Source organism: Candidatus Cardinium hertigii (genome assembly GCF_003176915.1).
Lineage (GTDB): Bacteria > Bacteroidota > Bacteroidia > Cytophagales > Amoebophilaceae > Cardinium > Cardinium hertigii_A.
On record NZ_CP029619.1, the window covers coordinates 1077013 to 1089309 of the forward strand.

Consider the following 12297-nt stretch of genomic DNA (forward strand, 5'->3'; position numbering starts at 1 on the left):
TTTTGCAATGGGTTACGAGGCTCTCTCTAAAACGCGTAGTTAGGGAAAGAAGCAACGTAGGTTTATCTAAAGCAGCAACCATAGGCGTACTGTATAGCTATCAAACAGCTGCTAAGCATGATATGGTACAACGTTTTGTTCGAGATTTAAAAAATTTAGATAAAAAAGTCAGTGTACTTTGCTATATTACAGAGCAAGAGCGGATGCATCCCAGTAGCGGTAGTTTGCGTTATACTTTTGGGCATGAGGCGTTTACAGTTTTTGGGAAAGTAAGCAATGAGCTTGTGCGCACTTTTATTAAAATGCCTTTTGATTATTTGTTTCATGTAGATATGGATGCAAATGCTTTATTGGATTATATTGTAGCAAATAATCAGGCTAAATGTCGTGTTGGTCATTTTGATTCTAGCCGTAAGCATCTCTTTGAAGTCATGGTCAAGGTTAAGCAAACCAACCCAATAGACAATATCAAGCGTTTAGCCAGCCAAATGCTGCATTACACAGGTTGTATGGAGAACTAGATGGCTATTTATTTAGATAATGCGGCTACTACGCTAATAGATCCAGCTGTATTGACTGCTATGTTGCCGTATCTAACGCAGCTTTGTGGTAATCCCTCTTCTATACATCGTTATGGTTGTCAGGCTAAATCTGCAGTAGAGAAAGCACGAAAAAAAATAGCCCAGCTATTGAATATAGCGCCGGCTGAATTGGTTTTTACCTCTGGTGGCACGGAGGGGAACAACATGTTGTTAAGAGGTATCGTAGAAGCCAAACAGATTAAGTATGTTTTAACTTCTGAGTTGGAGCATCTTTCTGTGCGTATGCCTTTGGTGCAGCTAGCAAAGCAGGGGAAGCTTAGCGTGACCTATTTACCTGTTGATGGAAAAGGAACGTTAGCGTTTGATGCGATAGAGAAGTGGTTGAAACGTCATTCGAATGCGCTGGTAAGCTTCATGCATGTCAACCATGAGATTGGTAATGTAACAGATATAGAGCGCATAGGGCTACTTTGCAGGCAGTATGGTGCCTATTTTCATTCAGACATGGTACAAGGTATGTATTGTTTTAGCCATGATTTTTCTGCTTTACCTATTCAGCTTGCAGTTGGATCCGGGCATAAAATACATGCCCCTAAAGGTATTGGGTTTGCTTATATAGAGGCTTCCCTATCGGTTGATCCGCTCATCTATGGCGGCAGTCAAGAATTGAATAGGCGTGGTGGAACGGAAAATGTAGCCTATATTGTAGGTCTAGCCCAGGCATTAGAAATTGCGTATAGGGATAGAACAAAAACTGTAGCCTATCTTTTGTCTATTAAGCAATATATGATAGCTTTACTGAAAGCCTGTTTACCTAATGTGATTTTTAATGGCCATAGTTCGGATTTAACCAGAAGTAACCCTGCTCTATTGAGTATTACGCTACCAGGTAGAGAAGATAATGATATGCTAATCCATAACTTAGCGATTCATGGCATAGCCGCTGCCGAGGGGAGTGCTTGTAGTAGTGGTAGTGCGATTGCTTCACCCGTTATAGCCGCATTACAGGGGGAACACAATCAGGCAATACGCTTTTCCTTCAGCAAGTATACGACCCATGAAGAGATTGCAAAGACCGTTGAAGTATTGCGGCACCTTGCCTTGTAAAAAGTATTAAATAAGCTTTTCGGACCAAGTAGTAGACTTCTTCAGCTGCCTGCTTCGTAAAAACATACCCCTTCCGCTATATGCTCCCTTCTGCCTCCCTCTAAATTATCTACACCAACTACTTCATGTCCCAGGTGAAGCATCCTTTCTGCTAGATGAGTCCCTAAAAACCCAGCGATGCCTGTTATAAAAATTTTCATTTAAAGCTAAAACCATGTTTTCCCCTTGGGAAGGCAACGGAAATAAAACTCCTTTTTATAGGTAGCTTTTCTGCTATTTTTCACTTCTTGCTGCTATGCCTTCCTGCTCTTTAATTGCCCTTGTAGTTTTTCTGCTATTTTTTCACTATTGCTGTTACTGCTTTCCTTGTTGCTTTTTGCTCTCTGTTGTATAATTCTTTTGCCATTCTTGCTTCTTCTGCTCTTCGTGAACTTCCTTTGCTAGGGGAAGTGGATACTACCTTATGATCCGTAGCTGCTTTAACTTTAACCCCAGGTAGATAGCAATGCATATTTTTAGTATTTTCCCTAAAGTATTTAAAGTTTTTATTTTAGTTTGTTTTTTATAACCTCGGAAAGTTAGTATAGTTATGTAATAATCGTTTAAAGATGAAAAAACTTATGATACATTATAAATTCTATGGGTATATGAACCAGATTAAGCGTATGCTAAATAAAAATAGAAAGCAGGGCATTGTGCTTTTATTGCTTCTTGCTGCAACCATGTTAGCAACGGATTGTACTAAGTTGCTGCTCCACACAGATTAATCTGTTTATATGCATCAGATATATATTGCTTATTACCATTGAGGACAGGAGTTTCTGCACATAGGGTAGCTAAAATCAGTAAAATTTTTCATTAATATTTCTTGCAGACAATCCAAATAAAAAGCATGCCTACACTGCTTTCCCTGTTTCGGTAAACATACCCTGGATTTCAGGGTTTTGCTTTTTTAGCGTTCATTTGTTCAAGGCATACCGCACAGTTATTTTCTTTTACTGTTTCTGCTGATTGGACTTGTTGTTTTGCTTGCTCTGTTGTATTCCTGTCAGGAATGGACGCTTTGCTATAATTCCCTGCTAGCACTATGGTAGAAAGCAGTAACAAGGACATAATGGTTTTGTAAAGGTGATCGCATATGCTTTAAGCATTTAATTGCTACAAGGATTTATAAATTATAACCTTCCTCTATTTTTTAGGGAGTCTATCTCCCTCTTTACTTCCATCCTCTCCATTGTTCCTGCTATTTTCGTTTTATGACTAATCACGCTACGCGAGTGGATTCATACTATTGAGCATAATGTTATACAAAGATTCTGATGTTTCTGAGCATGGTGTTACACCAAGATTATAGTGTTTCTATTGGATTTCCTCCTCCTGCTGTTTCTGCTTCTGCTGCTTCTGCTTCTGCTGTTTCTGTTTCTGCTGCTCCTGCTGTTTCTGTTTCTGTTTCTGCTGTTTCTGTTTCTGTTTCTGCTGTTTCTGCTGTTTCTGTTTCTGCTGCTCCTGCTGTTTCTGTTTCTGTTTCTGTTTCTGCTGTTTCTGCTCCTGCTGTTTCTGTTTCTGTTTCTGCTGTTTCTGCTGTTTCTGTTTCTGTTTCTGCTGTTTCTGCTGTTTCTCCTATTGCTTCTATTATTGCTTTTGTTCCTGCTGTTCCTGCTGTTCCTGCTAACTAGGGTTTGTATGGTATGTAACGGTACATAGTCGCTTATTCCGTTTTAAATGTACAATGGATAGAAGCTGTTAAATAGAGCAGGCTGTTATGGATATAGTCCCAGTAAGCGAAAAAAATCTTGTCGCTTTCTTTGCTAACTTTTACTTTATGGTTATTCTTTTTAAAGGATTATGCCTTTTGTTTGTGCAAATTGTGGTGGTCCGGTCTAGCTAACAATGCATTGTCTCTTCCTAACAACCAGCCTATAAAGATAGATGACGTTGCTACAGTTCCTCTTGCTCTTTTATGTACGCAAGATATAGAATTAAATAGGGTATTGGGAGGTGGAATTGTACCAAGTTCTTTGGTATTATTAGGTGGGGAGCCAGGTATTGAGAAATCCACGCTTTTACTTCAAATGGCTTTGCAATTAGAATCCTGTAAGGTTTTGTATGCTTCTGGGGAAGAAACGGTAGCTCAAATTAAGATACGTGCTGCACGCTTGGCATTGGCTGCTCAAAATTGTTTCTTACTGCAGGAAAATTCGCTTAGGAAGCGATCCCAGACGGCTTACTATGCTACTGGCTGTATTAGAGAAGCGAGCAGGTTTGCGTTTACAGGATCGAAATGTTTTTGTAAATATTACAGGTGGGTTAAAGGTAGATGACCCTGCCTTGGATTTAGCCGTTTGCATGGCGATAGTTGGATCACTGAAGGATAATGCTATTGTACATGACCAATGTTTTATAGGAGAGGTAGGGTTAAGTGGTACGCTCAGAAAAGTTTTACGTGTGGAACAAAGGATAGCAGAAGCTGAACGATTGGGATTTAAGGAAGTTTTCGTAGCTCCCCAAAATCAATCGATTGCCAGATCCTTTGGCGTAAAAGTTCATTACGTCCAGACATTAAAAGAACTTATAACCTATTTGCTACATTAGCATAGTGGGTTATATAGGCAATACGTTTTTCTTTTAGCAAGTATACTACCCATGAGGAGATTGCAAAGACCGTTGAAGTATTGTGCGGTACCTTGCCTTGTAAAAGTATTAAATAAGCTTTTCGGACCAAGTAGTAGGGGTTAAAGCGTTGTGTATTTCAAGAGGCCTATTGTAAATAAAAGGTCTGGGTTCTTTGTTTTTAATATAGGTAATCATACTTTGTAAGCCTTCCTCCAGTGTTGTTTGAGTGCGGTAGCCCAATAGTTTTCTAGCTTTTTCGGCGGAACAAGTGGCATATCGTACTTCTAATGGTCTATTGTTTACATAGATAGGCTTACAATTTACCTGCATAAGCTTGCCAATCATTTTGGCTAAATGATTTATGGTAATAAATGCTTCTGATTCGTCTGGACCAACATTAATAATTTCACCGTGTAAGCCAGGAGTTAAAAGTGCTTTTTCGAAGCAGTGTACCACATCATCTATAAAGCTAAAACACCTTTTTTGGTTCCCATCACCATATATGATGGGTTGCTTACCCTGTAAGAGCCTGTTAATCATTATAGCTGCTACATTTCTGTAAGGATCTTCATAGCATTGCTTCGGTCCAATGATATTGTGCGGGATTAAGATGACGTATTCCATCCCATGGACTTTTGCCAATCCTTTCAGCACCTCCTCAGCTGCTAATTTGGCTATTCCATATGGATTTTCAGGTTGGCATACCATATCCTCTCGGAAAGGTACTTCTTTGAGGTTTCCATATCTAGCCATGCTAGAGCAGTAGACAAAGCGTTGAATCCTATTTTCTATAGCAGCTGTAATAACACTTATGCTAATTTGAAAAGTATTACGAGAAACATATGTAGGTGCAAATAGCGATAACCCATCGTAGGCAGTAGCCGCAGCATGGTATACCGCTGTGCAACCCCGCATATATTGCACCATTTTATTTAGATCCCCACAATCTGCTTCGAAAAAACATACACCTTTCGGTATATTTTCCCTGTTACCACCCTCTAAATTATCTACGCCAACTACTTCGTGTCCCAAGTGGAGCATTCTTTCTGCTAGATGACTTCCTAAAAATCCCGCAATTCCTGTTATAAAAATCTTCATTTTAAGCTAAAATCATGTTTCCCATTGGGTACGCAATGGAAATGATTTTTTATATATAGTTCTTTTAGTTTTTCTGTTATTTTTATGCTATTGCTGCTTTTTTTCTGCTTCTTGTCTAATTCTTTTTCCATATATACAGCATAAATATAAAAAGATATCCTTTGATATTCTAATTCTCTAAATGCTTTATTTGCTTCTTGTCTTTTTTCTTTCGCCTTTATTGTTGCTATTTCTAAATATTGTAGCTGATTCCACTACTGCGGCGGGTACTGTTGCTGTGGCTGGTAATAGTACTGCAGTTGGTACTGTTGTTGCGGTTGGTGCTGGCTAATCTTGTTCCTACTGTTGCTGCTACTGGATCCATTTTTTTAAATGGATGGCATAATATTTGAATGCATTTACTTGTTATTGTTATGGAGATTTATAATTTATGGACTTCTTAATTTGGGAGGATTTGTAGGAGGCACAATCTCTATTTCTGTTGTAGAATAGGGATTTATTTGGTATATGTCAAGTAGATTAATGCCATGGTGCAGCATGGCATTAGATTTATCTATTGTGATTTTTTTTAGAAGATTAAGGCTGAAAAGCTGGTGCGCTATACTGGTTTTTTCTATAGTACATTTTTTATTGGAGGGAAATAAGGGACAAAGCAGTCCATGTTGTTCCCCAGCGGATAGTTTAGACACATCCGTTGGGGACTTGAATAAATTGAGTATATGGATGTTAATATTTACTGCGATTGTAATCCTTGTTTTTTCCAATCTTCAACATATAATATAATAAAAAGCCTTCTATTATTATTTGCAAATTTTCCCATTAGACATAACATAATCAATTACTTTCTTATTAAAGAAAGCTATTAAAGGTAAGCTCTCTTCCCTTAGAGCCTTAAGACATTCTTCATTATTATTCTGCTGCTGCTCCTCCTCCTGCTTTAATTGTTGCTGTTTTCAAAAGGAATTGTTCTTGCTCCTTGTTGAATTGCTCGAGTAATTTTTGGTCTAATATTATTCCCGTTATCCCCAATGTACTATGTGATACGCGCTTAATTGCTTAAGAATATTATTTCCTGTATACGGTATCAATTGCATATTTTTTGTATCATATTGTGGTGCTGGTGCTGCCTCCTCCTGCTGGTGTAGTTTTTGGTGGTGGCGGTGTTTGATTTGCTTTTCCTGGTCCTGGTGCTGGTCCTGGTTTTGTTGGTGCTACTTTACTTCCGGGGCTGTATTTTTTGTCACAATCTCCTGCTAGGATTAGCGTAGAAAAAAAACAATAAAGGGGCAATCCTTTTTTTAAGTGTGTATTTTTTGTACATTTAAACATAGCTCTAGCTGTTTATCATTTTACAATGATTTACAACGTACGCTTCCCCCAACTGTTCTTAGGAGAGACCCTGTAGAGGCTTTTGTAGGACAAATGCCTTCTAGCTATGCCAAGTTATAAATTTATTTAATATATCTAAATAAGGTTATACTATTTTTTATGTAGTGTACGCTATTGCTTAGCGTAATTTCCTTAATGAGATCAAAAGATCAGCGTGCTGATTACACTATAATGGTTTGTTTTAATGTTTGGGTTTGTAGGCTATATACACAATAATGCAAACATTAATGAGGAGGCTGTTTTCTTGGTAAAATGATTGGATTGAGGCTCTAATTCTCCCTTGTTTTATTTTGGCTTTGGGGGTACTTATATAAAAAAGGGAATTAATACATTTTTTGCCAGCTTTGGCTTTCTGCTACTGTCCAGTGCAAGGCAGTTGTTTATGCATTCTATCTTACAGATGTAAGCTTAAGTAGTGAAGGAAGTGTTGCTACTTTATTTGCCAAAAGAAGCTGATTTGCTGTACCCTTGAAAAGTTCGGTTGAGACATATGGCCCCTGGTATTATAGGAAACCACATTGGGCTGTCTTTCATATCCATTGCTTCGTTTTCCAAGTGGAGCATCCTTTCTGCTAGATGACTCCCTAAAAACCCAGCGATGCCTGTTATAAAAATTTGCATTTAAAGCTAAAACCATGTATTTCCCTTGGGCAAGCAACGGAAATACAATTCCTTTTTATAGGTAACTTTTCTGCTATTTTTCACTTCTTGCTATTATGCTTCCTGCTTTTAATTGCTCTTGTAGTTTTTCTGCTATTTTTTCACTTTTTATTGCTGTTATTGCTTGCCTTTTTGCTTTTTGCTCTCTGTTGTATACTTCTTTTGCCAGAGATATAGCATAAACACGAAAATGTATCTTTGTTTGTTCTAACAGGATAAGTTCTTCATATGCTTCCTTTTTTGCTTCTTCTGCTCTTCTTTTTACTATTTCTAAATATTGCAGTTGATTCCACTGTTGCGGCTGGAAATGTTGCTGTTGTGGCTGGAAGTGTTGCTGTTGTGGCTGGAAATGTTGCTGCTGTGGCTGGAAGTGTTGCTGTTGTGGCTGGAAGTGTTGCTGTTGTGGCTGGAAATGTTGCTGTTGTGGCTGGAAGTGTTGCTGTTGTGGCTGGAAATGTTGCTGCTGTGGCTGGAAGTGTTGCTGTTGTGGCTGGAAGTGTTGCTGTTGTAGGTAATAGTATTGCAGTAGTTCGAAGCCGTAAGCATAGTGCTGCTGTTGGTTGCTAGCTGATACTGTGCTTATTGTTGTGGCTTCTGATTTACTTACTGCTTCTAATGCACTGTAATTGATTCTATTATTTATACTGGTAGTGGGCCCCCTCCCGCAGCTCCCTATTAGCATTAGTATAGAAGAAAGAAACAACAAAGGGGCAGTATTTTTTTGTAAATGTAATGGCATATGCTTGAATATATTAATTAATTATATTTATTATTATGGATGTACAAGATGTATACTTATGAACTTCCTTTATTTGGGAATAGTTGGAAGAGGAATGACCGCTATTACTAATATTAAGTTAGAAATTTATTTAGCATACGCCAAATAAATTAATGCCAGTAGGAACCCAGTCTAATAATGCCAGCAATAGGAGCAATAACAAACGTTTAGATCATGGGGAAACATCCTGGAAGGGTCCATCGTTTGCTATTGCTATTTCTCCAGCTGTTGCTGTTATTTGCTATTATTGCAGCCATTTCCTACGGTTTCGGCTGTAGCTGCAGGTCATTCAGCTATTGTGCTGTTTGCGTTATCTGTTGAAGCAACAGTTCGAGCAGATCACTTATTGCTTGTGATGAAAGCGACCCTAATACTGCTTTCATACAACTGTAACGCTTATCTTTCTATTGTGGTGGATCTTGCTGCTGCAGCAAGAGGAACGGAAGAGGGGTCTGCTGTTCTGGCGTAAGCGTTTGCAGCTGTTGCAGAGCTGCTGCCCTTTGTTCTGGAATCGTAAGGACTTTTAGGCTATTGCTTTCTGCTGTTCCTCCTTGTGCTGCTGATTCTATTTTATTGCTGCTACTATTGGATTGCGCATTACAGGTCCCATGCCACTATTATTGTAGAAACAAATAATAAAGGGGCAATACCTTTTTTAAGTGTGCATTTTTCATATGCTTAAGCATATCTATGCCTGTTGATATTTATAACGATTTACAACTTATGTTCTCCTATATGCCTAAGAGGATTTGTATCACAATTTCCTATTATGCCAAGGCTAAAGTGTTGGTTTCGCAGGAATAGTTTGTTTTACTGTTTGGGTGTATAAGTATATACAAGGATGGAGAGGCTAGGTCAAGTTTACTGGGAATTATTTTGTAACCCCTCAATAAGTTGAAGGCTATATAGATACACATCTGGGGTAATTTAGCAGCCAGTTGTTATTTATACCGCATAGGCAAAGATTTTAGTCAGCCTGTAGTAAGTATATACTATAATGTGCTTTGAATAGTATTGCAAAGGGGAAGCTATCGGTTAAATAACTCAAAAGAGACTTAACCGATGTAGTTCCGTGTATCAGCGCTTGCCCTTTATATTTTCTTTTTATGCCTCTATGAAATATATTGTTTCTAGAGGATAGTGGCCCTAGACATCTTCTTCTTACATTCTATCTGCTCCTTTTGTTCGGCTAAGTTTTTGTTCAGTGTTAGCTTTTTTTGCGGAACGAGGTTCCTCTTTTTGCTTCTGTTTCTTCTGTTGTTGGTGGACCATCTTCCTCACTCTTCAGCTTCTCGAAGTCACCGTAGCTTGGTAGAAGGGTTAACCACTTGAATAAAAATAAAAGAGAGGCATTTTTTTAATATATCCAAGTATGCTCATACTATGCTGTGCCATGGCACAGCATAGCTTATTGTGATTTCCTATGGAACCAAAGCCAGCCTGCTGATTAGGTTCTACATATACCCCCTGCTTTTTTGCTGCTGCTTTTGTTTCCGTTGGTACTGATTTTACTGTTTTATTTCTAGCTCCTATCCCATTCATTAGAGGGAAAGCGTTTGGTCCGTTATTATTAATCCTATTCCTTGGTAGAATAGGTATTTACGATCTATTTCTCTTTGTCTTTCTTTGTCTTTCTTTTTTTTTCTTTCTTTTTTCTCCTTTTCTATTCTCTTTGCTCTTTGCTCTTCTTGCTGGGGACCACTTGCTTCAGAATTTCTAGTTTTTTTTCTTTTTGCTACTCTCTTTCTATTTTCCTGCTGTTCTTCTGCTGTTAGTGCTTCCAGTTCCCCTGCTGTTAGTGGGTCCAGTTTTTCTATTGCTCTTCTTTTTGCTTCTGTCTTTTTTTTTCTTCTTTCTACTTCTTCTTTTATTTCTGCTTCTTTTCTTTCTACTTCTGCTATTGCTACTGCTTCTTTTCTTTCTACTTCTGCTATTGCTACTGCTTCTTTTCTTTCTACTTCTTCTTTTATTTCTGCTTCTTTTCTTTCTACTTCTGCTATTGCTACTGCTTCTTTTCTTCTTTCTGCTTCTTTTATTATTTCTTTTTCTTCTTTTTTTCTTTTTACTTCTTCTTTTCTTCTTTCCGCTGCTTTTGCTTTTGCTGCTTCTTTTCTTTCTTGTGCTGCTTTACTTGTTTTTTGTATTTTTATTTTATTTTTCTGCATATATCCTTGCTGTTTTTCTGATCGGCAGCGTTCTTTAGAAGCATTACATGCGAGCATTGTTGTAGAAAGCAATAATAAAAGCGCTATACCTTTTTTAAATCTGAATACCTTTTTTAAATCTGAATGTTGCATAATCCTTAATATGTTTAATTGTTAATTATTAAATAACTTATACACGCTCCTCATAGGAGACATGCTACTTTGAGAGAAAAATTTTTTATTTACTTCCTTCTGAATATGAAATAAAATGTAAGTACTTCTTTCTTATATTCCAAATGAATTAATATTATTCAGTGCTACAGAACAGTATTTTTATACTTTACGCCCGCAAATAGGAAACGGCTACAACCCAAGTAGGTGCAGAAATAAGTGAACTTCCTTTGCTAGGGGAAGTGGATACTACGGGGGAAAATGTTTTAAATGATGCTTTCAGTATATGGATCAATCTTTAGCAGAAGAGATATATCTTTTACACCGTAGCTATTTTGTAAAATTGTATAACGTACGTTTGTACAAATTGTGGTGTAGAATATATGCAGTGGCAAGGGAAATCTGGTACCTGTCAGACATGGCGTTTACTAGCATCATAACTGCATCAACTAAACGCAGTGTTCTGCCTGGTATAACGGAAAATAAACCATCTATTTCTATCAACCAGCCTATAAAGATAGAGGACATATCCGTAGCTACTTTAACTCCAGGTGGATAGCAATGCATATTTTTAGTACTTTCCCTAAAGTATTTAAAGTTTTTATTTTAGTTTTTTTTTTTATAATCTCGGAAAGTTATTATAGTTATGTAATAATCGTTTTAAGATGAAAAAACTTATTTGATACATTATAAATTCTGGGTATATGCACCAGATTAAGCGTATGCTAAATAAAAATAGAAAGAAGGGCATTGCGCCTTTATTGCTTCTTGCTGCAACCATGTTAGCAGTGGATTGTAATAAGTTATTGCCCCACACAGATTAATCTGTTTATATGCATCAGAATATATTGCTTATTACCATTGAGGACAGGAGTTTTGCACATAGGGCAGTTAAAATCAGTAAAATTTTTCATTAATATTTCTTGCAGACAATCCAAATAAAAAGCATGCCTACACTGCTTTCCCTATTTCGGCATACCCTGGATTTCAAGGTTTTGCTTTTTTAGCGTCCATTTGTTCAAGGCATACCGCACAGTTATTTTCTTTTACTTTTTCTGCTGATTGGACTTGTTGTTTTGCTTGCTCTGTTGTATTCCTGTCAGGAATGGACGCTTTACTATAATTTCCTGCTAGCACTATGGTAGAAAGAAGTAACAAGGACATAATGCTTTTTTAAAGGTGATGGCATATGCTTTAAGCATTTAATTGCTACAAGGATTTATCAATCTATAATTTTTCTCTATTTTTTTTAGGAAACCATATTGGGATGTCTTTCATATCCATTGCTTCGTTTTCCAAGTGCAGTATCCTTTCTGCTAGATGACTCCCTTCCTAATACAAGCGTGATGGCATTTGGGGTGTACGGCTTTTGGTTAAGCAACGTATGCTGACATATGCAATGCCTGTTATAAAAATCTTCATTTAACCGAAAGCAATTTGAAGTGCTTAATAGCTTTCTATTTACTCCCCCTCCCAATAAATTTAGGTTATTACATACAATGGCGTAATATTGTCTTTTAGAAATTACCTATATCAGCTATTGCATGTCCCAAATCGCTTATTATTTTTGTTAGGTGATTCCATGAGAATACAACAATAGTTGATTCTTCTCTTCATAGGGGAAATGACCTCTTCCCATCGTGCCATCCTGATGCGGCATGGAATAGGATGGCATGTTTACGTGGCATGTCCTCTAGGCTCAGTCATTCTGTAATATACATAATTCGTCAATCTGTTTTGTATAGAATTACGAAAAATGGGGAACTATCGGTTAAGTCCCTTTTAGCTACTTAAC

The 12297-nt window shown here is 37.5% G+C and carries 20 protein-coding genes; 10 read left to right on the top strand and 10 right to left on the bottom strand.

Features of this window, described 5'->3' with window-relative positions:
• Window positions 1–2: 2 nt before the first annotated feature.
• Together DK880_RS04495 and DK880_RS04500 are read left to right on the top strand one after the other, a co-directional pair.
• A complete protein-coding gene (locus DK880_RS04495) occupies window positions 3–521 on the top strand; it encodes a DUF6913 domain-containing protein (protein WP_162534213.1) in 519 nt (172 codons plus the stop codon).
• Window positions 522–1649 (top strand): cysteine desulfurase family protein, encoded by a 1128-nt coding sequence (locus tag DK880_RS04500; RefSeq protein WP_109997590.1) that lies wholly within the window; start codon window positions 522–524, stop codon window positions 1647–1649. It abuts the gene before it with no gap.
• 41 nt (window positions 1650–1690) lie between these two features.
• Here the strand turns inward: DK880_RS04500 and DK880_RS04505 are convergent, their stop codons facing one another.
• Window positions 1691–1849, bottom strand: a complete 159-nt coding sequence (locus DK880_RS04505; RefSeq protein WP_109997591.1) for an NAD-dependent epimerase/dehydratase family protein — start codon at window positions 1847–1849, stop codon at window positions 1691–1693.
• A 134-nt stretch (window positions 1850–1983) separates the two neighbouring features.
• Complete coding sequence (locus DK880_RS05290; protein WP_162534214.1) at window positions 1984–2160, bottom strand: hypothetical protein; 177 nt, start codon at window positions 2158–2160, stop codon at window positions 1984–1986.
• 109 nt (window positions 2161–2269) lie between these two features.
• Here DK880_RS05290 and DK880_RS05295 point away from each other — a divergent pair, with 109 nt between their 5' ends.
• Window positions 2270–2416, top strand: a complete 147-nt coding sequence (locus DK880_RS05295; RefSeq protein ID WP_162534215.1) for a hypothetical protein — start codon at window positions 2270–2272, stop codon at window positions 2414–2416.
• A gap of 169 nt (window positions 2417–2585) precedes the next feature.
• Here DK880_RS05295 and DK880_RS05300 read toward each other — a convergent pair whose 3' ends face one another.
• A complete protein-coding gene (locus tag DK880_RS05300) occupies window positions 2586–2762 on the bottom strand; it encodes a hypothetical protein (protein WP_162534216.1) in 177 nt (58 codons plus the stop codon).
• 218 nt (window positions 2763–2980) lie between these two features.
• On the opposite strand from DK880_RS05300, the gene DK880_RS04510 reads away from it, so the two are divergent.
• The 3 genes from DK880_RS04510 to DK880_RS05570 all read left to right on the top strand — a co-directional run bounded on the left by DK880_RS04510 (window position 2981) and on the right by DK880_RS05570 (window position 4241).
• Window positions 2981–3325 (top strand): hypothetical protein, encoded by a 345-nt coding sequence (locus tag DK880_RS04510; RefSeq protein ID WP_204082259.1) that lies wholly within the window; start codon window positions 2981–2983, stop codon window positions 3323–3325.
• A 180-nt stretch (window positions 3326–3505) separates the two neighbouring features.
• Entirely contained in the window at window positions 3506–3970 is a 465-nt protein-coding gene (locus tag DK880_RS05565; protein ID WP_162534218.1) for a DNA repair protein RadA family protein, read from the top strand.
• Window positions 3879–4241 carry a magnesium chelatase domain-containing protein gene (locus tag DK880_RS05570; RefSeq protein WP_109997594.1) on the top strand — a complete coding sequence of 121 codons (363 nt, stop codon included), beginning with the start codon at window positions 3879–3881 and terminating at the stop codon, window positions 4239–4241. The genes DK880_RS05565 and DK880_RS05570 overlap by 92 nt, the downstream gene beginning before the upstream one ends.
• A 108-nt stretch (window positions 4242–4349) precedes the next feature.
• Here DK880_RS05570 and DK880_RS04525 read toward each other — a convergent pair whose 3' ends face one another.
• Window positions 4350–5360: an NAD-dependent epimerase/dehydratase family protein gene (locus DK880_RS04525; RefSeq protein ID WP_109997595.1), complete on the bottom strand. Its 1011-nt coding sequence runs from the start codon at window positions 5358–5360 to the stop codon at window positions 4350–4352.
• Between the two features lie 181 nt (window positions 5361–5541).
• Between DK880_RS04525 and DK880_RS05305 the strand changes: the two genes are divergently transcribed.
• On the top strand, window positions 5542–5691 hold the full coding sequence (locus DK880_RS05305) for a hypothetical protein (protein ID WP_162534220.1): 150 nt from the start codon (window positions 5542–5544) through the stop codon (window positions 5689–5691).
• 773 nt (window positions 5692–6464) lie between these two features.
• Here DK880_RS05305 and DK880_RS04535 read toward each other — a convergent pair.
• From DK880_RS04535 to DK880_RS05750, 3 genes are all read right to left on the bottom strand, one after another.
• On the bottom strand, window positions 6465–6689 hold the full coding sequence (locus DK880_RS04535; protein ID WP_109997597.1) for a hypothetical protein: 225 nt from the start codon (window positions 6687–6689) through the stop codon (window positions 6465–6467).
• 495 nt (window positions 6690–7184) lie between these two features.
• Window positions 7185–7370 (bottom strand): hypothetical protein, encoded by a 186-nt coding sequence (locus DK880_RS04540; RefSeq protein WP_109997598.1) that lies wholly within the window; start codon window positions 7368–7370, stop codon window positions 7185–7187.
• A gap of 73 nt (window positions 7371–7443) precedes the next feature.
• A complete protein-coding gene (locus DK880_RS05750) occupies window positions 7444–8148 on the bottom strand; it encodes a hypothetical protein (RefSeq protein WP_109997599.1) in 705 nt (234 codons plus the stop codon).
• Window positions 8149–8425: 277 nt separating this feature from the next.
• Here DK880_RS05750 and DK880_RS04550 point away from each other — a divergent pair, with 277 nt between their 5' ends.
• On the top strand, window positions 8426–8656 hold the full coding sequence (locus tag DK880_RS04550) for a hypothetical protein (RefSeq protein WP_109997600.1): 231 nt from the start codon (window positions 8426–8428) through the stop codon (window positions 8654–8656).
• A gap of 851 nt (window positions 8657–9507) precedes the next feature.
• Here DK880_RS04550 and DK880_RS04555 read toward each other — a convergent pair.
• Both DK880_RS04555 and DK880_RS05310 read right to left on the bottom strand, forming a co-directional pair.
• Entirely contained in the window at window positions 9508–9729 is a 222-nt protein-coding gene (locus DK880_RS04555; RefSeq protein ID WP_109997601.1) for a hypothetical protein, read from the bottom strand.
• On the bottom strand, window positions 9729–10484 hold the full coding sequence (locus DK880_RS05310; RefSeq protein ID WP_162534221.1) for a hypothetical protein: 756 nt from the start codon (window positions 10482–10484) through the stop codon (window positions 9729–9731). Before DK880_RS05310 ends, DK880_RS04555 begins: the two co-directional genes overlap by 1 nt.
• A gap of 401 nt (window positions 10485–10885) precedes the next feature.
• Here DK880_RS05310 and DK880_RS05725 point away from each other — a divergent pair, with 401 nt between their 5' ends.
• Window positions 10886–10942: a hypothetical protein gene (locus DK880_RS05725; RefSeq protein WP_420886312.1), complete on the top strand. Its 57-nt coding sequence runs from the start codon at window positions 10886–10888 to the stop codon at window positions 10940–10942.
• The gene (locus DK880_RS05315; protein ID WP_162534204.1) at window positions 10921–11061 is read left to right on the top strand and encodes a hypothetical protein; all 141 of its coding nucleotides are present in this window, start codon (window positions 10921–10923) and stop codon (window positions 11059–11061) included. The genes DK880_RS05725 and DK880_RS05315 overlap by 22 nt, the downstream gene beginning before the upstream one ends.
• Window positions 11062–11489: 428 nt before the next feature.
• Here DK880_RS05315 and DK880_RS05320 read toward each other — a convergent pair whose 3' ends face one another.
• The gene (locus DK880_RS05320) at window positions 11490–11666 is read right to left on the bottom strand and encodes a hypothetical protein (RefSeq protein WP_162534205.1); all 177 of its coding nucleotides are present in this window, start codon (window positions 11664–11666) and stop codon (window positions 11490–11492) included.
• Window positions 11667–12297: the final 631 nt, after the last annotated feature.

Bases quoted from the DNA above. Each gene is read 5' to 3' on its own strand.
- DK880_RS04500 (WP_109997590.1), top strand. From the start codon at position 522: ATGGCTATTTATTTAGATAATGCGGCTACTACGCTAATAGATCCAGCT.
- DK880_RS04505 (WP_109997591.1), bottom strand. From the start codon at position 1,849: ATGAAAATTTTTATAACAGGCATCGCTGGGTTTTTAGGGACTCATCTA.
- DK880_RS05290 (WP_162534214.1), bottom strand. From the start codon at position 2,160: ATGCATTGCTATCTACCTGGGGTTAAAGTTAAAGCAGCTACGGATCAT.
- DK880_RS05295 (WP_162534215.1), top strand. From the start codon at position 2,270: ATGATACATTATAAATTCTATGGGTATATGAACCAGATTAAGCGTATG.
- DK880_RS05300 (WP_162534216.1), bottom strand. From the start codon at position 2,762: ATGTCCTTGTTACTGCTTTCTACCATAGTGCTAGCAGGGAATTATAGC.
- DK880_RS04510 (WP_204082259.1), top strand. From the start codon at position 2,981: ATGGTGTTACACCAAGATTATAGTGTTTCTATTGGATTTCCTCCTCCT.
- DK880_RS05570 (WP_109997594.1), top strand. From the start codon at position 3,879: ATGCTACTGGCTGTATTAGAGAAGCGAGCAGGTTTGCGTTTACAGGAT.
- DK880_RS04525 (WP_109997595.1), bottom strand. From the start codon at position 5,360: ATGAAGATTTTTATAACAGGAATTGCGGGATTTTTAGGAAGTCATCTA.
- DK880_RS05305 (WP_162534220.1), top strand. From the start codon at position 5,542: ATGCTTTATTTGCTTCTTGTCTTTTTTCTTTCGCCTTTATTGTTGCTA.
- DK880_RS04535 (WP_109997597.1), bottom strand. From the start codon at position 6,689: ATGTTTAAATGTACAAAAAATACACACTTAAAAAAAGGATTGCCCCTT.
- DK880_RS04540 (WP_109997598.1), bottom strand. From the start codon at position 7,370: ATGCAAATTTTTATAACAGGCATCGCTGGGTTTTTAGGGAGTCATCTA.
- DK880_RS05750 (WP_109997599.1), bottom strand. From the start codon at position 8,148: ATGCCATTACATTTACAAAAAAATACTGCCCCTTTGTTGTTTCTTTCT.
- DK880_RS04555 (WP_109997601.1), bottom strand. From the start codon at position 9,729: ATGAATGGGATAGGAGCTAGAAATAAAACAGTAAAATCAGTACCAACG.
- DK880_RS05310 (WP_162534221.1), bottom strand. From the start codon at position 10,484: ATGCAACATTCAGATTTAAAAAAGGTATTCAGATTTAAAAAAGGTATA.
- DK880_RS05315 (WP_162534204.1), top strand. From the start codon at position 10,921: ATGGCGTTTACTAGCATCATAACTGCATCAACTAAACGCAGTGTTCTG.
- DK880_RS05320 (WP_162534205.1), bottom strand. From the start codon at position 11,666: ATGTCCTTGTTACTTCTTTCTACCATAGTGCTAGCAGGAAATTATAGT.